The organism is Flagellimonas okinawensis (assembly GCF_029194005.1).
In the GTDB taxonomy this organism is placed as follows: Bacteria; Bacteroidota; Bacteroidia; order Flavobacteriales; family Flavobacteriaceae; genus Flagellimonas; species Flagellimonas okinawensis.
The window spans coordinates 309351-332498 of record NZ_JARFVA010000003.1 but is presented as its reverse complement, the minus strand read 5'-3'; the positions used below and the strand labels follow the sequence as shown (position 1 = coordinate 332498).

Genomic DNA, 23148 nt, shown 5'->3' with positions numbered 1-23148 from the left:
ACTTATGGACAATATTTTGATACTTGAACGGCTAGACCGTTTAGAGCGGCTTATGATAGCCAATAAAGAGGTGCTCACTTTTGAAGAGACTTGTGACTATACCGGAATTTCCAGAAGCTATTTATATAAGCTGACGGCTTCAGGAAATATCCCGCATTCCAAGCCCAATGGGAAAATGATATTCTTTGAAAGGAAAAAGCTGAATGACTGGCTCCTCCAAAACAGTAGATTGACCAAAGAAGAGATCAATGGGAGGGCTTTGGAGCACTCATTCAAAAATCGAAAGTAATGGTTTCGCCCAAAAATGATGGCAATCTGTACTTTGTCAAGGATTCAAAGAAGAAAACGGTATATGACTACACCATGGAATATCTGGAGGCCAAGTATGATATCATGTACAATGAGATTTCACATGACTTCCAAATCGCATTCAAGGGTTCCAGGGAATGGCACTATCTGAACCTGAACTCCCTTATCATAGAGCTCGCTAAAGCGGGGGTGGATATTCCTACTGGTAAATTGGAGATTCTGATACGATCTGAGTGGATTCCCAAGTACAATCCCATCAAAGAGTACTTCAACAACCTTCCAAAATGGGACGGAGGTGACCATATCCTAAAGCTTGCCTCCTATGTGCCAACGTATGAGAAAAAGGCTTTCAATTATCACTTCAAGAAGTGGATGGTCCGTGCCATAAGGTGTGCCCTGGAACCAAACTATTTCAATAAGCAGGCTTTTGTGCTCTCCCATCAGGGTCAAAACTCGGGCAAGTCCACATGGTGCAGATTTCTGTGCCCGCCCGAACTTGCTGAATATATGGCCGAGGATATCAGCAATGACAAAGATGCACGGATACAACTGTGCCGGAATTTTTTGTACAATCTGGACGAACTGGCCGTGCTGTCCAAAAAGGATGTGAATGCCCTAAAGTCATTTTTTTCCAAGACCTTTATAAACGAGCGCTTGCCATACGATAGGAAAAACACCACCCTGTCCCGGATATGCTCCTTTGTGGGCTCCACCAATATGTCATCGTTTCTGAACGATGAGACGGGTTCAGTGCGTTGGCTTTGTTTTGAGCTCACAGAAAAAATCGATTTTTCGTATTCAAAAGAGGTCGATATCGACAGTGTATGGTCACAGGCCTATCATTTGGCCTATTCGGACCCCAACTTTGATTCCGAACTTTCCATTGAGGATATTCAGGAGAACGAAGAAAGGAACAGGAAGTATACCAAATTGACATCGGAACAGGAAGTGGTCGCCAAGTACTACGAAAAATCGAATGAGATGGAGGATTTCAGGACGGCATCGGATATTATGGTTGAGATTGCATGTCTCAACCTAAGATTGAACCATATCAATATCGGGCGGGCACTGGCCGGGTTTGGGTTTCAAAAAGTAAAGCATCCTAAGCGACAGGTATACGGTTATTTGGCCCGACCGCTCTATGGGGGAAGCCCTTGGGAAATGGAATTTGCAAAGAAAGAAGAATAATGCCTACCTAGTTACCTGAAGCATTATAATGCCAATGGTCATGGGGCAAAACCTTAGGTAGGATATATAAATTCCATCTTACCTAAAGGTTACCAAACCTACCTAAAGGGTAAGATAGGTAAGTTGAAAAAACATCTGACCTAGCTTGTAAACCTGTGTCATCATTGGGCTAGGTAAGAAGGTAGGAGGAATGACAAAACTTGTGACAATGAGAGAAAAAAATATAAATATCATTGACTGCGAAAAAGCCCGCAACATTGACCTCGTTACCACGCTGGCCAAGTCGGGGCACTTTCCAGTCCGGAAAACGGAAAAAGAAGCTTGGTTCCTCAGCCCGTTCCGGACCGAGACCCAAGCCTCTTTCAAGGTATCATTGAAGAAAAACTATTGGATAGACTTCGGGACCTTTGAAGGGGGCAGTACAATAGACCTGGTGGTGAAAATGGAGAACTGTTCCGTAAAGGAGGCATTGGAACGATTATCAGAGAACATTGGCCATTTTTCTTTTCACCGGCGGCCCAATTCAACGAAAACAGAACATAGGGCCAACCCTATTGAAATCATCCAGGAAAAGGAAATCAAGCACTGGGCCCTGCAGACCTATCTACGGTCCAGAAAGATTTCGACCAAGACCGCAATAAAACACTGCAGGGAGATCCATTACCAAATCGGAGAGCGGAACTATTTTGCCATTGGACTCCCCAACAGGTCCGGGGGATGGGAACTGCGAAACAAATATTGGAAGGGATCCACATCCCCAAAGGATGTTTTATTGATCAAGAACGGTTCCAATAGATTGGTCGTTGTAGAAGGGATGTTCGATATGCTCTCCCTAATCGAACACGTTCCAAAACTTGGAACAACCCATGACCTTTTGATATTGAACACCACCGCCTTTGTAAAACGAATGGCTGCAGAGATCATGGAATATGAAGATGTTATGTTATTTCTGGACAGGGACGGAACGGGGATGGGAATGACGGAACTTTTATTGGAAAGTTGTCCGAACAGTAAGGATATGTCCTTTTTCTATGAGGGATTCAAGGATATGAACGAATGGATAGTAAAAAGCACTGCAGATGAAGTTCGGCAACGAATTCAAGATGTGTCATTGTCATGACAAATCTTGCTTTTGCTCCCGAAGGTCGCAAAAGATGATGTAAAAATGAAGAAGGAGTTCGTCCAGTTCCGGTGCTCGGTCTACGAGAAAAAACTGCTGAAGGTCAAGGCCCGGAAGAGCGGTCTTTCCCTCAGTGAGTACTGTCGGCGTGCCGCCTTCGAAGACCGTATCGTTGAACGGATGACTGACGAACAAATAGAGGCCTATAAGCTTTTGGTCAAATACCAACGGAACTTCAAATTGATCACCAACATGTTCCGGAAGCGGAACCCCAAGTTGGCAGAGGAAACTGCCCAATTGGCCAAAGAAATACGACAACACCTTTTAAATTTCAAGAAATGATCGGCATGGGAAAATCCATATCGCACACCGCAGCCTCGATGAGCTACGGGATGAATGAGGAGAAAGAATCCGAGATCATCCACAGCCAATTTCTGGCAGGGGAGACCCCACAAGAAATCACCGAGGAGTTTCGTGTGATCCAAGAGCAGAACGAGCTGTGCAAAAAGAATACACTGAGTTTTGTGCTCAGCCCCACCATTGAGGATGGCAAGAAACTGGAAGCGCAACAGCTCAAGGAAATGACCGAGCGCTTCCTAAAGGAAATGAAGCTTCGGGAACACCAGGCCGTTGCCTTTGTCCACCGGGACAAGGAACATTTGCACGTCCATCTGTATGCCAACCGCATAAGCTTCGAGGGAAAGGCCTACAATGACAGTTTTATCGGAAAGCGAAGCCAACAGATGGCCGAACGGGTGGCCAGACAATTGGAACTGACAACGGTAAGGGAGGCGCAGCAGGAAAAACTGTACCGGATGCAGGAACTCAGATCGCAGATACAGCGGATTCATGAGAAGGTGATGGTCCAGGATCGTCCAAGGGATTTTGACCAATATATCAAGTCGATGGAGGAGCATAAGGTTAAAGTCGTACCGAGCATCAACAGGCAGAACCAATTGCAGGGCTTCCGTTTTGAGTACAAGGGAACCAATCTCAAGGGCAGTGAGGTGCACCGTTCCATGTCCATGGGCAGGATAGCCACCCAAATGAATTTTGAAAAGGATATGGTACAGCGTATCGCAAAGGAGAAGAACATGCAACTTTTGGGCAGGACGGTGAATGTCCCCATAAGTTTGACCAAGACCATCACAAAGAAATCCATCAAACTGGCCATCAAAGTGGTCAGGGACACGGGAATAGGAATCTAAAGAATTTACCATGGCAAAACTGGATGAAATAGCGGAACTCTTGACCGAGGAAATCCATGACTTTAAGAAAAGTGTTACGCATCTAGAGCGGGTGCACGAACAGATAAAAAAGCTTCAACTAAGGCCCGATACCACGGAAATCAACACGCTTCTAAAAGAGTATGGTAACCGACAGGTAAGGACCATGGATGAACAGCACAAACAGGCGCAGGCCATACTTGGCAAGGTGGAACAGTCCCTTTTATTGCCGAATTGGGCCGTTAAACTGGCCTGGGGCCTGCTGGTCTGTATCCTCTTGATGCTCGGTTTTTCAATCTATCGGGTATCAGGAACATCCAAGATGGAGGAGGCGGCCTTTATCAAAGGTCGGGAAAGTGCCATGGAACATTTTGGGGCATTCCTTGAAGCAAGCCCACAAGCAAATGAACACTACCAAAAATGGCTGGAGGATAACAGCAAAAAGTAGGGCAGCGCCCTTTCCTATTTTTGCTTGACGCTTATCTTTCCGAACACTGCAAAAATAGGCCAGGATCCATGCGCTAAAGTTGGGGTAAAATTTGGGACGAATGTTAGTTACTACTTATTTTTTTGTGCAAACGTGCCATTTATAAATATTTATTTTAGATGCTTTTTGAAGTATTTGGTTTAAACTTTATTAAAAAAAAGCAGTTAAATGGGATGATTTTAAAATAAAACTAATAGTTTAGTTGAACTAAATGTTTAGTTTAATATAGATTGAATGAAATCTTACTTTATTTGCTTCTTCGCTTTTGTTTTTTGTCCACCCATAATCAATGCCCAAGAGTTTCATATTAGAGGTAGGGTAATTGACAGTATTTCCAAAACACCTTTAGAAGCTGCAACAGTCCATACCGAAACATTATCCGATAGTACTTTAATTCAATATGCAATAACGGATGTTGATGGCAGATATAGTATTAAAGGCAGGGCCGTTCATAGGAAGATACGAATAGTCTTTTCTTTCAATGGCTATAAAACAATTGAAAAAATAATAGAGCCATTGTCTAATACCAATATGGACTTAGTGTACATGGTCGAACAAGCGGAACAATTGGAAGGTGTCAGTATAATTGGAAGAAGAGCGCCTATAACAATCAAAAAAGATACTTTGGAATTTAATGCCGCATCCTTTAAAACAAGGCCAGATGCAACGGTCGAAGAGGTTTTGAAAAAACTCCCCGGAGTAGAAATCGACAGCGATGGCAGAATTACGGTCAATGGGAAGGAAGTAGATAAGGTTTTGGTCAATGGACAAGTATTCTTTAGCAGTGATCCAAAAGTGGCCACAAAGAGTCTGCCAAAAGAAATCATCAATACTATCCAGATAACGGATACCAAAACAAAGGAACAGGAATTTACCGGAGATGCAGGAGATGGAAATACCAAGACTATTAACCTGACTTTGAAGGAAGACAAAAACCGCGGATATATGGGAAGGCTTTCTGGGGGTTATGGAACTGATGATAGGTATCAAGCAAATGGATTAATGAATTACTTTAACGATACTGAAAGAATAAGTCTTATTGGAAGTAGTAATAATGTAAATAATCCCGGGTTTTCATTTGATGAAATCTATGAAATGGTTGGAAGTGCTAGAAGTGGTGGTCTGAGTTTTAATAATAACGGAGGTTTTTCTATAGGCAACCTATCTTTTGGGTTTGGTCAGGGAATAACGACTTCATCGACATTGGGAGGTAGTTATGCCAATCAAGAAAAGAATGTTTATAAAATGGACGGTAACTATTTTTATACCTACAGTGGTTCCCAAAATGAAGAAAGAACATTTCGTGAGAATCTATTGCCGGACAACCATTTTTTTACGGAAACCGAATCCAATTTTGAAGGGAATACCAGTACGAACCAAGGAACTGCTAATCTTGAATTTGATATTGACAAGTCATTAAGAATCACAGCTAAACCAAGTTTGAACTTCAATAGAGCAAGGTCAACAGATTATAATTTATCTTCAAGTTATGATGATGATGACCAGGTTATCAATCAGAATATTTCTCGGGAAACAAACGAAGCTTATCAAAGAAAGTTTTCAAATGAGATACGGATTTTGAAGAAATTGGATTCATTGGGAAGATATGTAAGTTTAGTATTTGAAAACCAAAATGATATTAACGATGTAACATCAAAGCTTTATTCCCAAAGGGAGATTTTTGGATCGAACCCCAGTGTTGAGTTACTGGATCAACAATCATTGATCAACAGTGCAAATGATCGATATAACATTAATGTGAGATATCGACAACCATTGTCCAAAAATTTAATTATGGAGTTTGGATATGGATTCGAAAATTGGCTTCAAACAAACACTCGAACAGTATTTGAAAAGAACCCAACATTGGAAGATTATTCAGATTTTGATAGTTCACTGAGTTCCGATTTTAAATTTTCGACCAAGCAACATCTACCATCATTGGGGCTAAGGTACAATGCAAAAAAAATAAGTTTCAATATAACTGCGGTATTCAATAGGCTCAACATGGACAATCGAGATGATTTCCAAGAGTCTACTTATGATAGAGATTCTGATAAATTATTGTTTGAATCATTTTTGAACTATTCTTTAGGGAATAACAAAAGACTGTCATTGTCCTATCGATCCAACTTGAGTTTTCCAACTATCCAACAATTACAACCTATTGCCAATGTGAACAACCCCTTGAATATTGTAACGGGAAATCCCAGATTGTTGCCACAGACCAACCATCACATATACTTTAGTTTCAATAATTACAATTGGAGGGATAGAACAGGATTTTTGTTGTACTCAGGATTTGATATGCAAGATAATCAGGTGGTAACGAGTACCGAGACCAGTGAGGATTTGGTTCGGACTACCACCTATACCAATGTCAGCGGGAATTATGGTAGTTATACCGGTATTACCTATTCAAGAGAAATAAAAAAGGACAGCACCTTTACACTTAAATACAATCTTAGACCCTATTTGTATATCAATAAAGCCATTGGTTTTACCAATGGGAGTCGTTTGGAGGCTAATCAAATCAATATAAGACCAAGGGTTGGATTTACTTTTAATTTTAAGGAACTCATAGAGATAGAACCGGAATACACCTATAATATATATCGAACTTCCTATAATCTTGAAAATTTGTCAGATGTAGATTTTATAAGACAGGATTTATCCTTGAAGACCACACTCTATTGGCCAAGAAATGTGATATGGGGAAATGATGTTGCCTATATATATAATGGAAATGTGGGTCAAGGGTTTGATAAGGATGCGATCTATTGGAATATGAGTATTGGTTTCCAGTTTATGAAAAAGCTTGCCACACTCAAATTCTTGGCTTTCGACCTTCTTAATCAAAATATTAATACGAGAAGGACCACAGGACAGGACTTTATACAGGATTATCAGGGGACTGTCCTAAAACAATATTTTATGGGTAGCTTGACCATAAAATTTGATTCGTTCGCTAAAAATGGAGCTAAGAAAGAACAGAAAAGGACAATTTTCAGACTTTAGAGAGACTGAATTAAGAATGGACTGGAGAACATCGAAAAGCCTCATTAATCAATTAAAACTGGAAAGAGGTGTTTCAATCACAGATAAATTATTATTAGTTAAAATGATTAATCAATTTGTAAATAAGGGAGTTTGTCAATGGCCTCATCTTGCAATTTTTGTACATGATTAAGATATTTCAAGGTACTTCTGGTTGAGCTATGTCCCATTGCATCTGCCACAGTTTTTAAGTTGGCTCCATTGATCAAAAGCTGACAGGCAAATGTATGCCTGGCGCAATAAAAGGTGATATGTTTATCAATCTTCGCCCTTTCCACCCAATGTCGAATGGCTTTGTTGGCACCATTATCACTAAGTGATTGTAGGTCAAAGATGAAATCATCTTTGTTATCTGGTTGGCCAAGTATTTTAATGGCGGTTTGGCTAAGTCTATTGTTTATCAGCTCCCCTGTTTTGTTCCTATGGGTTATTAAACGCCCTTTATTAATGTTTTTCCACTTGAGCAATCGGATCTCTGCAAGGCCAAGGGAAGTGAAACACGCAAATAGAAAGGCTTTTTTAACTGCAGCATTTCCGCATTTGGTGTTTGCAAGTACTTGCAATTCATCTCTGTCCAAGACTTGTTTTTTTAAGGTGTCGTCCTTGTTGGGATTTGAAAACCGGATGTCAGTTGTTGGCATTTCGTTTAGATAACCTTGAACCTTTGCAGCCTTTAGAACCTTTTTGAATCGGGTGAAGTAGTTGTGTGCGGTTTCACCTGAAAGACCGGCATCATAGACTAAATAGTCTTTGAACAAGGTCATTGTTCTTGGACTTATTCCTGAGATGGTCAATCTTGGATTTCCGACGGCCTTTTTGAATTTTTCAACTGAACTGGCGACGATTCGTACATCCTTGTTTTTATACTCCTTGATGTAATTCTCCGCAAAAAGGAAGAAATTCATTTTCTTTAAATGCTCTGGGACATGTCCAGTTCCATTGGAAAGCAGTTCCAATTCCCTGTTGGCACGAATCCTCTCGGCAATCTTTCTTTTTTCTATTTTAGATGGATCTTGAGGGGAGATTTTTATCTTTAAAAATTCTCTCCATCTTTCACCATTATAGTGAATATCCAAATAGAGACTTTTCTCTCCCGATTTTAATTTTCTGCTTCGAATATGTACGGACATAAAAGTGACGTAAAAGTGACGGTTTCCGTCTAAAAATACGAAACGAAGAGAAAACTTACAAATATAAAAATGATTTAAATAACTGGTAAACAGTTAATTAATATCATTTTACATCAAATATTATTAATAAAGAATTCACACCCAAGGTACAAAAACAAAAGCCTGAAAATCAATTGATTTTCAGGCTTTTTTAATTTTATGCGGCTGGTGCTTCCCTTTCAAGGGCAATGAAATGTGTTAGTTCTTGTTTTGAATTGTACAAGGGCAAAATTTTGATGTCGCAGCGATACCGTTCCCCATTTTTTCGATAATTTATTATTGACCCACTATAGACCTGTTGTTGATTGAGATGCTTGCTTATGTTGTGGATGGTTTCTTTTTCCGTTTTTTCGCCTTGAAGAAATTTTGGGTTTTTGCCCAATGCAAACTTTTTGTCGTATCCCGTCATTTCGGCAAAACCCTGGTTGACCCAAACAATTTGTCGGTCAGGTGAGGTGACTACCATAGCCTCATAGGGTTCCTCTTCGATTATTTGTTTGGTTTTACCATCAAGTTCAATTCGGAGCACCGAGTTGAGTGCTTTGAGGTCGACCTCCTTTTTTAAGGATAAGGTAAGCTTATGGTAGTTTTCAATATAAAAGTCAAAACTCAATATAGGAGTAATGGTAGTGTTGGGAGTATCGATCATAATGCTTGATTTGCTCTTGGCTAAAATAAAAATTTTACAAGAATTGGTGATTTTCTTGCAGGGTTGGGTCTCTTCATTAATTCAAGGAAAGGTTTCAAATGTTTTGAGTTTTGATTATGGTTAGACCTGTGTATAAGTTGGACTGTTGAGTTGAACTTGATGTTTTGGTAAAATTTCATCGGAATAGTGTTTGGGCTAGGTGTTTTCTGCCCTCACTCATATTATTAACAGATCTGTTAAGAAACTGTGAAAAAGTATTTTCGATGAAAGATTAAAGTCAGCTTTTTTTCCGAGCCCTTGTTCTACGTTTGTTCCCATGATTTTTTGTTGTCCCGAAACACGAATGTTGATAAAAGTGTTAAGAACCTGATCGGGGTAACTTAAAATTGAAAACAAGAAAATGTGAATTTTACAGTCAAGCTATTTTTTACAACTCCAAACCGATTTCTTCATGCAGATTACTCAGATAACTAAGAGGGATTTTAGTACGCAAGAATTTGATTTACACAAGATTACTAATGCAATCTTAAAGGCCATGACAGCTGTGGAGCACGGCCAAATCAGTGATGCGCAGACCATTGCCGACAACGTTAACAAAGTGTTGTTGGAGAGAAAGAGCCAAGACGAACATTATTTGCCGACCGTTGAGGAAGTGCAAGATGTTGTGGAAAACGAACTAATGGATAGTGAGTTCCACGATGCGGCAAAAGCATACATTATTTATAGGAACAAACGGGCCCAGATGCGTGAGTCGGATATTTTCGAAAAGCGTATCAATTTGAAGCCTTACGAGTATCCACAATTATATGAATACGTGCCAGCGATAAGGCATTCCTACTGGATTCATACCGAGTTCAATTTCACGAGCGATATCCAGGATTTTAAATCTGGTTTATCGGATGTGGAACGTAGTGCCATCAAAAACACGATGCTGGCCATTTCACAAATCGAGGTTGCGGTAAAATCTTTCTGGGGAGATATTTACCACAGAATGCCAAAACCTGAAATTGGTTCCGTTGGGGCAACATTCGCAGAAAGTGAAGTGCGCCACCACGATGCCTATTCCCATTTGTTGGAGATATTGGGATTGAACAAAGAGTTTGAGAACCTAAAGAAAAAGCCGGTAATCATGAAAAGGGTGCAGTATTTGGAGACTGCACTTAAAAACGCCAAAAGCGAGAACAATAAAGATTATGCCGAATCGGTACTCTTGTTCTCCCTTTTCATAGAGCACGTATCCCTATTCTCACAGTTTTTGATCATCATGGCCTTCAACAAGCACAAGAACGTACTGAAGGGAATTTCGAATGTCGTTGAGGCGACGTCGAAAGAGGAGCAGATCCACGGTGATTTTGGTATCGATATTATCAATATCATAAAAAAAGAACATCCGGAATGGTTCGATGATGCCTATAAGGAAATGATTCAAGATATCTGCGAAAAGGCATTTGAGGCAGAAAGCAAAATAGTGGATTGGATCTTTGAAGAAGGTGAACTTGATTTCTTGCCAAAGAACTTGGTTAACGAATTCATCAAAAACAGATTCAATAATTCATTGGAGAGCATTGGCATTTCCAAAATATTCGATGTCGATCAAAAACTATTGGAACAGACCGAATGGTTCGATGACGAGATCATAGGAACAAAACACGGAGACTTTTTTGTAAAAAGATCCATCAACTATAGCAAAAGAACACAAAGTATAACAAGCGACGACCTTTTTTAAATTATGGAGAAGAGAACACAAATAACCCCGACCACTGACCAAAAACAAGATAATAAGACACAAGAACTTGTTAATGCAAGAAAGGATACCTTGTCCAAACTAAAGAGTGAGGAAACCAAGGGATTTGAATGGTTGAACGAGTATAGCCGAAAATTTTTGGCTTCAGGATATCTTACCGAAGGGGTGACCCCAGAGGAGCGTATCCGTGAGATTGGCGATAGGGCAGAGGAGATTTTGCAGATTCCGGGGTATTCGGACAAATTCTATGGTTATATGTCCGAAGGTTTCTTTTCTTTGGCTTCACCAGTATGGTCAAACTTTGGAAAAAAACGAGGGTTGCCCATCAGTTGCTTTGGTTCTCATATTGATGACGATATGGGGAACATCCTTTATACCCAGTCAGAGGTTGGGATGATGTCCAAGCTTGGTGGTGGAACATCAGGGTATTTTGGTAAAATCCGACACAGAGGTGCGCCTGTAAAGAATAACGGACAGGCTTCGGGAGCGGTCCATATTATGCAGTTGTTCGAATCCATGGTGGATGTCGTTAGCCAAGGTTCGGTTCGTCGCGGACGTTTTTCTCCATATTTACCGATTGACCACAAAGACATCATGGAATTTTTGGAAATAGGAACCGAAGGTAACCCCATCCAGCAATTGACCCACGGTGTAACGGTGACCAACCAGTGGATGCAGGAGATGATCGAAGGCGATACGGATAAGAGAACGGTTTGGGCCAAAGTGTTGCAACGTAGAGGAGAAATGGGATATCCATATGTGTTCTTCTCCGACAATGCCAACGATGGTGCAGCTGATGTTTACAAGGACAAAGATCATCGTATTTATGCCAGTAACCTATGTACTGAGATCATGTTGCCATCAAACGACGACTGGTCTTTTGTATGTGTACTTTCCAGTATCAACCTGATGCATTACGATAAATGGAAGAAGACCGATGCCGTTGAGACCATGGTTCACTTCTTGGACGCGGTAATCACTGAGTTTATTGAAAAATTGGAAGCTTACAGGGATTCATCGGATAGGGATGACAGACAAACTTTCCTATTTATGGAAAGGGCTTACAACTTTGCAAAACAAAACCGTTCCTTGGGTCTAGGGGCCCTAGGATGGCACTCTTTGTTGCAATCAAAAAGGTATGCATTCAACAGTCAAGAGGCCTATAATTTGAACAGCGAGATTTTTAGGGAAATCAAGGAACGTTCTTACAAGGCATCCGAGCAATTGGCGGAACGTTTTGGTGAACCGGAAGTGTTGAAAGGATATGGAAGGCGAAATGCTACATTGAATGCAATAGCACCGACAACTTCATCTGCGTTTATCCTAGGTCAGGTTTCCCAGGGAATAGAGCCGATCTGGTCCAATTGTTATGTAAAGGACATTGCCAAGATCAAGACAACCATCAAAAACCCATTTTTAATGGATTTGTTGGAGGAGAAAGGCCAAAATACCAACGAAGTTTGGAAGAGTATACGTGATATGGATGGGTCTGTACAGCACCTTGACTTTTTAACGGAAGAAGAAAAGGCTGTTTTTAAAACCTATTCCGAGATCGATCAAATGGACATTATCTATCAAGCGGCCAATAGGCAAAATCATATCGATCAAGGGCAATCGGTGAACATCATTGTACATCCGGAGATGCCGACAAAGGATATCAACAAAATCCATGTTACCGCTTGGAAACTAGGTCTTAAATCCTTGTATTATCAGCACAGCATGAACGCGGCACAAAAATTCAAACAAAAGAAGGATTGTGTAAGCTGCGAGGCATAGGAAAGTAAATAACCAATTCTAAATTAAAAGAGGTTCCGGTAATCGGGGCCTCTTTTTGTTTTTATATATGATGATAGTGGGATGTTTCTTTCTTCAGTTATCTGTCATTTCACAACAAAACCATCTTGCCATACAACATAACTTCTCCATTTTACCCTGTTCTTGATAAGTTTGATTAAGCCTTACTACGTAAGGAAAACCTCATCATACAAACTATGAACAAACCCCAAACCTCCTTTTTTATCAGGTTTTTTTTATTGATGGTTTTTCTTGTGCTGGCTTCGGTACAAAAAGGATACGCTCAGGATTGTGCAGTAAACGCAGGACCCGATCAAACAATATCTCAGGTTACTTCTGTATTTATGGATGCGGATACGCCTCCAGTAGGCGGTTCCGGAACATGGTCCCGTTTGTCTGGACCAACCTCGGTAAATTTCGATGATATCAATGACCCCCAGACCCAGCTATTGGATTTGGTCCCTGGAGATTATGTTTTTGAGTGGACAGTTTCTGGGCCAAGCTGCGATACGGCATCAGACTTAGTTGGTATAACGGTTGAGGCCATAGACTTGGAAATAGAAATTGTATCCAGTAATGCAGTACCGGATATAGGAGAAGAAGTCACATTTACGGTAAACATCAGCAATTTTGGGGATATTGGTGCCACCAATGTTGTGTTGGATTATTTTGTACCATCGGGTTATAATAATATAACAGCAATCGATAATTCTGGTTCTGTCGATGGTTCTCAAAAAATAACTTGGTTTGGTTTTAATGTCCCGGTAGGCAGTAATACGGTTTCGTTAAGCTTTAATGCTACAGTACTCACGCCAACGGGTACTATAGGAGAGTACATCCACGTTGCTGAAATTATTTTTGCCGCTCAAATCGATACGGACAGTACACCCAACAATGACGATGGCGATCAAAGCGAAGATGATGAAGGCAATATTGAAGCTGCCCCTGTTCAGGCCGATCTATCATTGAACAAATCCATTGTAGGTGGGGATTTATCGCCTTTTGTAGGCGAACAGGCCAGTTTTGAGATAACAGTTTCCAATAGTGGTCCCCACGATGCAGCCAATGTACAGGTCGAGGACCAGTTGTTGTCCGGGTTTAGCTTTGACTCATATTCAGCGACCACAGGAACATATGACCCTATTACAGGGATTTGGAATGTTGGGACGGTGTCCAATAGCGCTATGGAAACATTGACCATTGTTGTCGATATCAACCCTACAGGAAATTATTCCAATACAGCTCAAATTACAGCTTCAGATGCATTTGATATAGATTCAACTCCCAATAACGATAATCTTATTGAGGACGATCAAGACGATATTCTTTTGACTCCACAACCTGTCATAGATTTATCGTTGACAAAGACCATTGATAAATCACCTCCCTTGGTAAGCGACAATGTAAGGTTTACCCTTACGGTGACTAACGCAGGGCCTAGTGATGCTACTAATGTTGAAGTAACCGACCTACTGCCATCGGGGTACACTTATGTTTCAGATGATAGCGGAGGGTCCTACAATGAAAATACTGGAGTTTGGAATGTGGGGTCACTGGTAAATGGTGAGTCCATTAGCCTCAGTATTCTATGCAATGTAAATGCTTCTGGGGATTATGATAATATAGCTGAAATCACAGGCCACGACCAGACCGATATCGATTCTGCACCGAACAATAATGCTCCTGGCGAGGATGATCAGGATGGTGTTTCGGTGGTGCCAGAACCATTAGTGGATATTGCTGTAAGCAAAACAGTGGATCAGTTTATTCCAGAGGTTGGAGAAGAGATACTTTTCACAGTAACGGTTCAAAATGATGGACCTAGTGATGCTACCAATGTTGTGGTTACCGATGTTTTGGCAACAGGATATCGATTGATCAATGCAACGCCGTCCAATGGAACCTATAATGGCAATAATGGATCTTGGGTCGTAGGTGATTTGGCCAATGGAGCTTCCGAGACTTTGGAAATTGCCGTTGAGGTTTTATCAGCGGGAAATTATAGCAACACCGCCGAGTTGACCAATGTTTCTGAACAGGACTCGGATTCAACGCCCAATAATAACAATGAGTCCGAAGATGATCAACAGACCATTGAGCCCGTTGTAATTCCAGTGGCCGACCTTTTGTTGCGCAAATCGGTAAATATTTTAAGCCCATATGTGGGTCAAGAAGTCATTTTTACCATCAATATTACAAACTTGGGTCCAAGTGATGCTACGGGTGTTGAGGTAATGGATTTATTACCAGATGGATACACCTATGTGTCACATGGTACCACGGCAGGAATTTATAGCCCTACCACGGGAATGTGGACACTTAATGGGGATATGGCGGATGTTAGCACCGAGACCCTGACCATAGTGGCCGAGGTGAACAATACCGGTGATTATTTCAATGTAACCGAAGTGTTTGCTTCGGATCAATACGATCCTAATTCCATTCCCAACAACAATAACGTTTTTGAAAACGATCAGGACAATGCGGGAACCACTCCCATTCCATCTGCGGATTTGAATTTGGATATTAGTGTGGACAATGCGACCCCAGATGTGGGTTCAGAGGTCACCTTCACCATAGTATTGTTGAACGAGGGACCTAGTGATGCTATTGGAATTGAAGTAGAGAATAGATTGCCAAATGGCTTTACTTATGTTTCCGATGATTCGGGAGGAGTGTTTAATCCATCCAACGGGATTTGGAATGTCGGCAATCTGGCCTTAGGGTCGCAAACAGAGCTACGGATTGTGGCCGAAGTGAATCCTTCCGGAAATTATATGGTAACCACCGAAGTAGTGGATGCTACTTTTTTTGATGTGGATTCTACTCCCGACAATAGCATTGTTTCGGAAGATGATCAAGATGAATTAACGGTTCTGCCAAGACAGGTAACCGATATTTCGGTGAACAAAACTATAAACGATATGAATCCCGAAGTAGGGGATGAGGTTGTTTTTACCATAGAGGTGAACAACAATGGACCCAATGATGCTTCAGGATTGATTATTGAGGATGAGTTGGAAAATGGTTATCAATTTGTTTCCGCTATAACATCAGCTGGACTCTACGATGAAATTGCAGGCTCATGGGATTTGCCATCGGTTTCCAACGGAGCCACCGAAACATTGACGATCAGGGCAATTGTTCTTTCTAGCGGGGAATACCAAAATACTGCTGAATTAACAGCTTTGGATACCTATGACCCCGATTCCACTCCTAACAATAATTTGGGTTCCGAAGACGATCAAGCAACGGTGATTCCTGTTCCTGGCGGTCTTAATGACCTTTCATTGTCCAAAACCGTAGATAATGGGAATCCTAACGTCGGAGATGTGGTTCGTTTTGTTATCAGTGTAACCAACAACGGTCCTTCGGATGCCAGAAATGTTGAGGTGACTGATAGGTTGCCAGCTGGCTATACTTACGAGTCCCATTCTTCTACTGCAGGGGTATACAATCCTGTTTCTGGAGTTTGGAACGTGAACCGAACCATTTTGAATCAGGATTCGGAAAGTTTGGAAATATTGGCCGTGGTCAATCCACCAATAGGTGCAGAAGACGAGTATCTGAACAAGACATTTATTTCTTCCAGTTTGTATGCGGATCCGGACAGTGACCCATCAACAGGGATTGGAGAGGACGATTTTGCAGATGGTATTGCGGATGATGACGAAGCCACTGCGTTTGTGGTACCGCAAGTTGCGGATATAGCAATTACGAAAAGTGTCAATAACGTCGCGCCCAATATCGGTGATGAGGTGGTTTTTGATATTACGGTGACCAATCAAGGCACGGATGATGCTACCCATATCGGTGTTCAGGAAGAACTCCCTTTGGGTTACCGATTTATCAGTGCAGAAGTATCCATGGGAACGTTCGATACTGAAGCTTCTTTTTGGGAGATCGAATCCTTGGCAATTTCTGAAACCGCCACTCTATCACTTACCGTGGAAGTTCTGGATATTGAAGATTATATAAACAGGGTCGGTTTAGTCTATATGGACCAATGGGATTCCAATGAAAACAACAACTCGGACGAAGCTTTTGTGGAACCTAGCTGTTTGGTCGTATACAACGAATTTTCACCCAACGGAGATGGTGTCAACGATTTTTTTAAAATCGATTGCATATCGAGGTATCCGGGCAATACGCTTCAGATTTACAATCGATGGGGCAACATTGTCTACCAGACCAAATCTTATAATAATGATTGGGACGGTACCCCCAATGGACGTGCCATGGTTCAACCAGAAGACCAATTGCCCGTTGGAACCTATTATTATGTACTGGATTTGGGTGATGGTTCGGAACCGCGAACGGATTGGTTGTATTTAAATAGATAAGAATGGGGATGGTATCATCAAAATATATAAAAAAGGGATATAAGCAACTATGTGTACTATTACTGACCCTGTGCTCAATTTCCATTTATGCGCAACAGGATCCACAATTTACCCAGTACATGTACAATACAATGAGCGTTAATCCTGCCTACGCGGGTAATAACGGTCATTTAACCGCTCTGCTTCTCCACCGTTCGCAATGGGTGGGCATTAATGGAGCTCCCAATACCCAGGTGTTGGCCGTAGATACCCCCTTGGAAAATAAACTTGGTGTTGGAGGGATCATTTCCCGTGATGCGTTGGGACCTTCCTCTGAAATATCGGTGGATGGAAATGTTTCCTATACCATTCAGTTGGATAGTACCAACAGCAAGCTGTCTTTTGGAATGAAGTTGGGCGGTCGAATTTTTGATGTTGATTTCTCAAAAGGACTTACAGAAGATGCCGATGTGGCCTTTCAGAACAATATGAAGAGCAAGTTCTTTCCCACCATTGGTGCCGGACTGTATTACGATACGAAGAAGGGGTATTTGGGCTTTGCCATACCCAACTTTTTTTCGCAAAAACATTACGATGGCGAGGAACAGGAAATTGCTGCCGAACGTTTGCACTATTACTTTATCGGAGGTAAGGTGATGGATTTGACCCCAGATGTAAAATTAAAGCCAGCGTTCTTTGTGAAATGGGTGCCGGGCGCTCCGATTATTGCGGATGTTTCCGTAAATGCATTGCTCAAGGAAACGTTCACTTTTGGACTGGCCTATCGCTGGGACGATTCTTTTTCCACTTTATTGGGTATGCAGATAAACTCCAATTTCAGTGCAGGTTACGCCTATGATCTTACCACATCCAATTTGGCTAGTTATACTGGTGGTTCGCATGAATTATTTGTTCGTTACGAGTTCAAGTCTTCCCAAAAACAAAAAGAGGCCCCGACATTTTAAAACATACGGTTCTTCAGCCAGAAATAGTCAGTATCTTTAACTTTGCATTTTGCTGATAAAATTGATCTGCTATGGAGAGAAATGAGCTATATCCCGTTTTTTTAAAGGTTTCCAATTTAAATGTATTAGTTGTAGGTGGGGGGAACGTAGGATTGGAAAAATTGACATTTCTGCTGAAATCCAGCCCAAATGCCCAAGTACAAATGGTAGCCCCCGAGTTTTTAACGGATACCTTGGAGCTTGCCCAAAAGCACAATGTGGAAATTACTAAAGATGTTTACACTGAAAAGTATTTGGAAGGTAAGCATATGGTCGTGGCCTGTACCGATAAACCAGAAGTAAATGAACAGGTTTATCACGATTGTAGGAGGTTGAGCAAATTGGTCAACGTTGCGGACAATCCGCCTTTTTGTGATTTTTATATGGGGGGAATTGTAACAAAGGGCAATGTTAAAGTCGCTATTTCCACCAATGGAAAATCACCTACCACGGCTAAAAGATTGCGTCAGTTTTTCGAAGACGTACTACCCGAAAATATAGACGATTTGGTGAATAACCTGAACGAATATCGCAAGACCCTAAAGGGGGATTTTGAAGAGAAAGTGGAGGCATTAAATGAGTTTACCAAAGGTCTTGTAAATAAAAAGGATTGATCTTATAAGGGCTTCATAGCTTCGATCAAGTCATCTTTTTTCCTCGAGTTTTTATTAATTTCCATATCTATGCTCCTAATAGGTCACGCTTCTTTGGGGTTGATATACTTTTATTGTTTCGGCCGATTTATAACCATGAAGTATGGTATTGATTCTGTGACTAAAAAGGATATAAAAAAACAGCCCTAGAAAAGGGCTGCTCCAATAAATTTATCCAAATGTTATTCCACTTCCTCAACCGAAGCATCGGGAGCATTCTTTTTAACAGAGGCAATGCCGTTTTCCATGGCGGAATCGCTAGAATACATTTCACTGTTCCCGATTACCTGACCGTTAGAGGCCTTTAGGTTAAAATATGGACTTCCATCCTTTGCCTCATTTCTTTCAAAATTCGCATCATCCTGTGAGTGCTTTTTCACAGACTCGATGCCATTTTCACATGCAGATTTAGAGGAATACCCCTGGCTGCTTAAAATTACTTGACCGTTTCCAGCTTTTAAATTGAACCTGAATTTTCCGGCTTTATCCGTTTTAATCTCAAATTTTCCCATGTTTATTCTATTTTGAGTAATAAATCTAGATATTTTCTCAAAATTTGACCAATAAATGGATTAAAAATTGCAAATAAAATAAGCTATTGGATGTTTTGGGGTAAATACGGGATTCATCCCTTTGGCATAACCATAAAAAAAGGAGGCGCTTAGGCCTCCTTTTTGAAAGTTTTTGTGAGTGGTTATACTCTTATCTGTCCATCGCCAAATACATAATATTTGTTGGTGACCAATTGTTTTAGCCCCAATGGACCTCTGTGGTGCAATTTATCGGTACTTATGGCAAGTTCTGCGCCAACACCCATCTGGCCTCCGTCGGTAAATCTTGTTGAGGCATTTTGGTAAACAGCGGCACAATCCACGTTTTCCATGAACATTCTTGCCACCTCATTGTTCTCTGTCATTATGGATGCAGAGTGGCCACCTGAGTTTTTGTTGATTTTTTCAATCGCTGCATCAATATTATCAACAGCACCGATTACACATTTCATGGCCAAAAATTCTTCCTGCCAAATGGATTCATCGGTAATCGTATTTTCGTCTGTCAATACTTTTTTGACTTCGTCGTCCACAATAATGGAAACGTTGTTTGCCTCGAGGACCTTCTTTAGTTCCTTTAGCTTTTCCTCGTAACCATCTATTTGGGTATCCATCAAAATTTTGTCCAAAGCGTTACAGGCCGAAATCTTGTGGGTTTTGGCGTTTAAAATGACTTTTAAGCTTTTATCCCAATCCGCCTCTTTGTGTACATATAGGAAATTGTTGCCCCTACCGCTGATAAGTACCGCACACTTGGCGTGTTCCTTTACAAAAGCGATCAAGCGTTCACCTCCACGAGGCACTATCAGGTCCAAATCTTGATCCGGGTTTCTTAAAAACTCTTGTGTTTGAGTTCTGTCCATTTCCAAGAACTGAATAAAATCCTCGGATAAATTATTTTCCTTAAGGGCCTGGTGCCAAAATTTTACAAGGGCCTTGTTGCTATGGTAGGCTTCTTTACCTCCTTTTAGCAATATTTTGTTGTTGGCCTTAAATGCAAGCACTGCTGCCTCAACGGTCACATCCGGCCTTGATTCGTAAATGATCATTATGGTACCGAATGGTGCCGTTCTATTAATAATTTTTAGTCCGTTGTCAAGTTCTCTTGTAGAAATTTCCTTGTTCACTGGATCCTCCTGCAAGCGGACTTCCTTAACGGCCTGGATCATTTGGTCTACTTTCTTTTGGTCGACGACCAAACGATCGTACAGAGCTTGGTCGTCGCGGTTAAAGGCGTCCAAGTCTTTTTGATTTGCTTGGAGCAACTCATCCCGATTTTCATCGAGGATTCGCTCCATATCTTTTAATACTTTATTTTTTAAATCTGTGTCTAATAATTTCATTACTGTTATTTTGAAACTTCTGTTCCTACGTTTTTTCCTTCTATAACATCTAAAATGACGTTGTCTCTCTTTCCATTCACAATGTAGGATGGAATGTTATTGGCAGCGGCTTTTTGAGCATAGTTCAATTTTGAGCCCATGCCACCACGGCCTTCACCTTCTTCCTTGTTTCCTTCTTTTATATACTTATCCAAGTCTTCTTTTGGTTCTACCTTATCGATTACCTTGGAATCTTCTTGTTCTGGGTGTCCATCGTACAGGCCATCGATATCCGTCATCAGAATCAATTTATCGGCCTTCATAAGCTGAGCCAATAATGTGGCCAGCTCATCATTGTCCGAAAACATGGACATGGACACGGAAACTGCATCGTCCTCATTGGCAATAGGTATTACCCCTTCCGAAAGTAGGCCTTCGAGGCAGTTGATCATGTTGTCCCTGTGAACCCCGGGATTAAAATCCCTTTTAGTGGGCAGTACTTGGGCACATTTCATACCATAATCATTAAAGATGTTGTAATAATGTCTCATCATTCTGGGCTGCCCAATCGCAGAATATACCTGTCTGCGTTGGGTCTTATCTTTGATTTTTGCTTTACCCAAAACCTCTTTACCGGCGATTACCGATCCAGAGGAGACCAAAATGGTCATGATATCCCTTTCATAAAGCTCTGCAATTTGTTGTACCAAATTGTTGAGCACGGGTCTTACAATTCTGTTGTCTTTATTGGTCATCACATTGGTTCCTACTTTGATGACCACTAGTTCTTTATACATGATTTAGTATTCTTCGCCTAGTTCCACAGCTCTTCCAAATGCTGCAAAGGCGGCTTCTTTAATTAATTCGTTTACGTTGTTGTCTTCCATGGAATCTAGGGCGGCCCTAGTAGTTCCACCTTTGGATGCTACCCTTTCCATCCAAGTATCCGGGTTCAGGTTGTTCTGGTTGAACAGCTCTACTGCACCTGTAAAAGTCTGGCTTACCAAAACTTTGGATACGTTTTCAGAGAATCCCATTTGTAGGGCGGCCTCCATCATGCTCTGCATAAAGTAGAATACGTATGCCGGTCCACTACCGGATATTCCAGTTGAGGCATCGATAAACTTTTCGTTTTTTACCCTTAAGGATTTACCAGTAGTGTCCAAAAGACCTTCTACCATAAAGAGTTCCAAGCGGGATACTTCTTCGGCAGAAACATAACTTGTGAGTCCTTTGCCTACCTGTGCCGGTAAATTGGGCATGGCCCTTACCACTTTTTTGATGCCAAGTGATTCTTGAATGTAATTTATGGTAACACCGGCCATGATAGATATAAAAAGTTGTTCCGGGTTGACCAAACTTTTCATGCGTTTGAATAAGTCTTCTGCATGATATGGCTTTACGGCCAAAAAGATGATGTCTGCCTGTGGTACACAATCCTCAACTTTGTCCATGGCATCGAAATAGGCTATTTTTCCTACTTCTTCTAATTTTTCTTTTGATTTGTCCAGTACCATAATGTTGCGTTTTTTCAACAGTTTGGATTTAGACATACCTGTGGCATAGGTAAGCCCCATGTTACCTGCGCCAATAACCAATACTTTCATTGTTTTTATTAAAAGGTTAAATAATTAATTAAGATTATAAATGGTTGATGTTAAGCTAATACATTACATTCCTTGCAATCTTTGATTTTTCCGTTGTAAGTCTCACGGTATTTGTGCAAAGTGCGAATGGGCAATCCCATAACATACCTTTTAATGTATGTCACACGGGTCGTAAGTTCTCCCATTTTAACACTATAGCGTTTTTCATATTTGGTTTCCCTTTTAATTCTTGAAAGTCTCATTTTGTTGTTGATACTTTTTGTTTTAATGTTATTGGTCATCCTGTTCTCTCAGGAATTGTTCCTTGTATTGCGCTTTTTTTAATGTTTTTCTGCGCGCTACAGATTTTTTCGTGTATTCTTGGCGATCTCTGATTTGATCCAAACGCTTGGTATTCCTATATTTTCTTTTGTAGCGCTTTAAGGCTCTCTCAATACTTTCGCCGGGTTTTACTTCTATTTTTAGCATATAATGATTTATCTGTTCAATCTCATTTCTAAATGGGTTGTGTGGAACCCTTTCTCTTCAAAAAATTCTTTGTTGGGATATTGGTTTTCGCTGGTTATGTGTATGGCAACATCCCCTTTGCAATATTGTAGCGTATAGTCCAATAATTTTTTTTCGATGTCGTACCCCCTATGTTCCCTGTGTATTACAAAAAACACCAGAAAATTTTCAGGAATATAATCTCCCATACCTGTTTTGTTCACCACGGCCAAACCCAAAATTTCATCCTTATCCTCCATGGCAAACACATAACCGCCCAATCCGGGAATGTCCTTGGTGGAATATTGTATAGCTTTTCTAATGGCTTGCTTGGTAGCCTTTTTGCCTTCTTGGTTTTCGAATAGAAAATTGGCATAACGGTCAGCTTCCATAGTTGAAAGTCTGGTATAGGCATCGTAGGTCTTGATTACCATGCTTTTATTTTGAACGATAACGGTTC

The 23148-nt window shown here is 40.9% G+C and carries 21 protein-coding genes; 12 read left to right on the top strand and 9 right to left on the bottom strand.

All coding sequences use genetic code 11. The annotated features are described in order from the left end of the window. The first annotated feature begins 4 nt into the window (after positions 1 to 4). From PY091_RS11095 to PY091_RS11065, 7 genes are all read left to right on the top strand, one after another. Entirely contained in the window at positions 5 to 289 is a 285-nt protein-coding gene (locus PY091_RS11095; RefSeq protein ID WP_275649723.1) for a helix-turn-helix domain-containing protein, read from the top strand. Continuing rightward, positions 289 to 1497, top strand: coding sequence for a virulence-associated E family protein (locus tag PY091_RS11090; protein ID WP_275649722.1), 1209 nt, complete (start codon positions 289 to 291; stop codon positions 1495 to 1497). The genes PY091_RS11095 and PY091_RS11090 overlap by 1 nt, the downstream gene beginning before the upstream one ends. 208 nt (positions 1498 to 1705) lie before the next feature. Continuing rightward, positions 1706 to 2617 carry a toprim domain-containing protein gene (locus PY091_RS11085; protein ID WP_275649721.1) on the top strand — a complete coding sequence of 304 codons (912 nt, stop codon included), beginning with the start codon at positions 1706 to 1708 and terminating at the stop codon, positions 2615 to 2617. A gap of 45 nt (positions 2618 to 2662) precedes the next feature. Continuing rightward, a complete protein-coding gene (mbpA, locus tag PY091_RS11080) occupies positions 2663 to 2959 on the top strand; it encodes a mobilization protein MbpA (RefSeq protein ID WP_275649720.1) in 297 nt (98 codons plus the stop codon). Between the two features lie 5 nt (positions 2960 to 2964). Then, positions 2965 to 3825 carry a relaxase/mobilization nuclease domain-containing protein gene (locus tag PY091_RS11075; protein WP_275649719.1) on the top strand — a complete coding sequence of 287 codons (861 nt, stop codon included), beginning with the start codon at positions 2965 to 2967 and terminating at the stop codon, positions 3823 to 3825. Between the two features lie 10 nt (positions 3826 to 3835). Continuing rightward, positions 3836 to 4291, top strand: a complete 456-nt coding sequence (locus tag PY091_RS11070; protein ID WP_275649718.1) for a DUF6730 family protein — start codon at positions 3836 to 3838, stop codon at positions 4289 to 4291. 273 nt (positions 4292 to 4564) lie between these two features. Beyond that, positions 4565 to 7348, top strand: a complete 2784-nt coding sequence (locus PY091_RS11065) for an outer membrane beta-barrel protein (RefSeq protein ID WP_275649717.1) — start codon at positions 4565 to 4567, stop codon at positions 7346 to 7348. Positions 7349 to 7455: 107 nt separating this feature from the next. Here the strand turns inward: PY091_RS11065 and PY091_RS11060 are convergent, their stop codons facing one another. After that, positions 7456 to 8517 (bottom strand): site-specific integrase, encoded by a 1062-nt coding sequence (locus tag PY091_RS11060; protein ID WP_275649716.1) that lies wholly within the window; start codon positions 8515 to 8517, stop codon positions 7456 to 7458. Positions 8518 to 8713: 196 nt separating this feature from the next. Continuing rightward, complete coding sequence (locus tag PY091_RS11055) at positions 8714 to 9205, bottom strand: PAS domain-containing protein (RefSeq protein ID WP_275649715.1); 492 nt, start codon at positions 9203 to 9205, stop codon at positions 8714 to 8716. A gap of 451 nt (positions 9206 to 9656) precedes the next feature. Here PY091_RS11055 and PY091_RS11050 point away from each other — a divergent pair, with 451 nt between their 5' ends. From PY091_RS11050 to PY091_RS11030, 5 genes are all read left to right on the top strand, one after another. Continuing rightward, positions 9657 to 10931 (top strand): ribonucleotide-diphosphate reductase subunit beta, encoded by a 1275-nt coding sequence (locus tag PY091_RS11050; protein WP_275649714.1) that lies wholly within the window; start codon positions 9657 to 9659, stop codon positions 10929 to 10931. A 3-nt stretch (positions 10932 to 10934) separates the two neighbouring features. After that, positions 10935 to 12725 (top strand): ribonucleoside-diphosphate reductase subunit alpha, encoded by a 1791-nt coding sequence (locus tag PY091_RS11045; RefSeq protein WP_275649713.1) that lies wholly within the window; start codon positions 10935 to 10937, stop codon positions 12723 to 12725. 215 nt (positions 12726 to 12940) lie between these two features. Then, the gene (locus PY091_RS11040; RefSeq protein ID WP_275649712.1) at positions 12941 to 17086 is read left to right on the top strand and encodes a T9SS type B sorting domain-containing protein; all 4146 of its coding nucleotides are present in this window, start codon (positions 12941 to 12943) and stop codon (positions 17084 to 17086) included. Between the two features lie 2 nt (positions 17087 to 17088). Then, complete coding sequence (locus PY091_RS11035) at positions 17089 to 18030, top strand: PorP/SprF family type IX secretion system membrane protein (RefSeq protein WP_275649711.1); 942 nt, start codon at positions 17089 to 17091, stop codon at positions 18028 to 18030. Between the two features lie 71 nt (positions 18031 to 18101). Further along, on the top strand, positions 18102 to 18683 hold the full coding sequence (locus PY091_RS11030) for a precorrin-2 dehydrogenase/sirohydrochlorin ferrochelatase family protein (RefSeq protein WP_275649710.1): 582 nt from the start codon (positions 18102 to 18104) through the stop codon (positions 18681 to 18683). A gap of 221 nt (positions 18684 to 18904) precedes the next feature. On the opposite strand, the gene PY091_RS11025 is transcribed toward PY091_RS11030, so the two are convergent. From PY091_RS11025 to PY091_RS10995, 7 genes are all read right to left on the bottom strand, one after another. Continuing rightward, positions 18905 to 19234 (bottom strand): YegP family protein, encoded by a 330-nt coding sequence (locus PY091_RS11025; protein WP_275649709.1) that lies wholly within the window; start codon positions 19232 to 19234, stop codon positions 18905 to 18907. Positions 19235 to 19416: 182 nt separating this feature from the next. Continuing rightward, positions 19417 to 20616 (bottom strand): glutamate-5-semialdehyde dehydrogenase, encoded by a 1200-nt coding sequence (locus PY091_RS11020; RefSeq protein ID WP_275649708.1) that lies wholly within the window; start codon positions 20614 to 20616, stop codon positions 19417 to 19419. Positions 20617 to 20621: 5 nt separating this feature from the next. Then, the gene (gene proB, locus PY091_RS11015) at positions 20622 to 21392 is read right to left on the bottom strand and encodes a glutamate 5-kinase (RefSeq protein WP_275649707.1); all 771 of its coding nucleotides are present in this window, start codon (positions 21390 to 21392) and stop codon (positions 20622 to 20624) included. Positions 21393 to 21395: 3 nt separating this feature from the next. Continuing rightward, entirely contained in the window at positions 21396 to 22202 is an 807-nt protein-coding gene (gene proC, locus PY091_RS11010; RefSeq protein WP_275649706.1) for a pyrroline-5-carboxylate reductase, read from the bottom strand. 50 nt (positions 22203 to 22252) lie between these two features. Further along, on the bottom strand, positions 22253 to 22444 hold the full coding sequence (locus tag PY091_RS11005; protein WP_275649705.1) for a hypothetical protein: 192 nt from the start codon (positions 22442 to 22444) through the stop codon (positions 22253 to 22255). A 28-nt stretch (positions 22445 to 22472) separates the two neighbouring features. After that, positions 22473 to 22670: a 30S ribosomal protein S21 gene (rpsU, locus tag PY091_RS11000; protein ID WP_275649704.1), complete on the bottom strand. Its 198-nt coding sequence runs from the start codon at positions 22668 to 22670 to the stop codon at positions 22473 to 22475. 8 nt (positions 22671 to 22678) lie between these two features. Then, positions 22679 to 23122: a GNAT family N-acetyltransferase gene (locus PY091_RS10995; protein ID WP_275649703.1), complete on the bottom strand. Its 444-nt coding sequence runs from the start codon at positions 23120 to 23122 to the stop codon at positions 22679 to 22681. Positions 23123 to 23148: the final 26 nt, after the last annotated feature.

Bases quoted from the DNA above. Each gene is read 5' to 3' on its own strand.
- PY091_RS11035 (WP_275649711.1), top strand. From the start codon at position 17,089: ATGGGGATGGTATCATCAAAATATATAAAAAAGGGATATAAGCAACTA.
- PY091_RS11095 (WP_275649723.1), top strand. From the start codon at position 5: ATGGACAATATTTTGATACTTGAACGGCTAGACCGTTTAGAGCGGCTT.
- proC (WP_275649706.1), bottom strand. From the start codon at position 22,202: ATGAAAGTATTGGTTATTGGCGCAGGTAACATGGGGCTTACCTATGCC.
- PY091_RS11060 (WP_275649716.1), bottom strand. From the start codon at position 8,517: ATGTCCGTACATATTCGAAGCAGAAAATTAAAATCGGGAGAGAAAAGT.
- PY091_RS11085 (WP_275649721.1), top strand. From the start codon at position 1,706: ATGAGAGAAAAAAATATAAATATCATTGACTGCGAAAAAGCCCGCAAC.
- PY091_RS11050 (WP_275649714.1), top strand. From the start codon at position 9,657: ATGCAGATTACTCAGATAACTAAGAGGGATTTTAGTACGCAAGAATTT.
- PY091_RS11090 (WP_275649722.1), top strand. From the start codon at position 289: ATGGTTTCGCCCAAAAATGATGGCAATCTGTACTTTGTCAAGGATTCA.
- PY091_RS10995 (WP_275649703.1), bottom strand. From the start codon at position 23,122: ATGGTAATCAAGACCTACGATGCCTATACCAGACTTTCAACTATGGAA.
- rpsU (WP_275649704.1), bottom strand. From the start codon at position 22,670: ATGCTAAAAATAGAAGTAAAACCCGGCGAAAGTATTGAGAGAGCCTTA.
- PY091_RS11005 (WP_275649705.1), bottom strand. From the start codon at position 22,444: ATGAGACTTTCAAGAATTAAAAGGGAAACCAAATATGAAAAACGCTAT.
- PY091_RS11025 (WP_275649709.1), bottom strand. From the start codon at position 19,234: ATGGGAAAATTTGAGATTAAAACGGATAAAGCCGGAAAATTCAGGTTC.
- mbpA (WP_275649720.1), top strand. From the start codon at position 2,663: ATGAAGAAGGAGTTCGTCCAGTTCCGGTGCTCGGTCTACGAGAAAAAA.
- PY091_RS11030 (WP_275649710.1), top strand. From the start codon at position 18,102: ATGGAGAGAAATGAGCTATATCCCGTTTTTTTAAAGGTTTCCAATTTA.
- PY091_RS11075 (WP_275649719.1), top strand. From the start codon at position 2,965: ATGGGAAAATCCATATCGCACACCGCAGCCTCGATGAGCTACGGGATG.
- proB (WP_275649707.1), bottom strand. From the start codon at position 21,392: ATGTATAAAGAACTAGTGGTCATCAAAGTAGGAACCAATGTGATGACC.
- PY091_RS11045 (WP_275649713.1), top strand. From the start codon at position 10,935: ATGGAGAAGAGAACACAAATAACCCCGACCACTGACCAAAAACAAGAT.
- PY091_RS11040 (WP_275649712.1), top strand. From the start codon at position 12,941: ATGAACAAACCCCAAACCTCCTTTTTTATCAGGTTTTTTTTATTGATG.
- PY091_RS11055 (WP_275649715.1), bottom strand. From the start codon at position 9,205: ATGATCGATACTCCCAACACTACCATTACTCCTATATTGAGTTTTGAC.
- PY091_RS11065 (WP_275649717.1), top strand. From the start codon at position 4,565: ATGAAATCTTACTTTATTTGCTTCTTCGCTTTTGTTTTTTGTCCACCC.
- PY091_RS11070 (WP_275649718.1), top strand. From the start codon at position 3,836: ATGGCAAAACTGGATGAAATAGCGGAACTCTTGACCGAGGAAATCCAT.
- PY091_RS11020 (WP_275649708.1), bottom strand. From the start codon at position 20,616: ATGAAATTATTAGACACAGATTTAAAAAATAAAGTATTAAAAGATATG.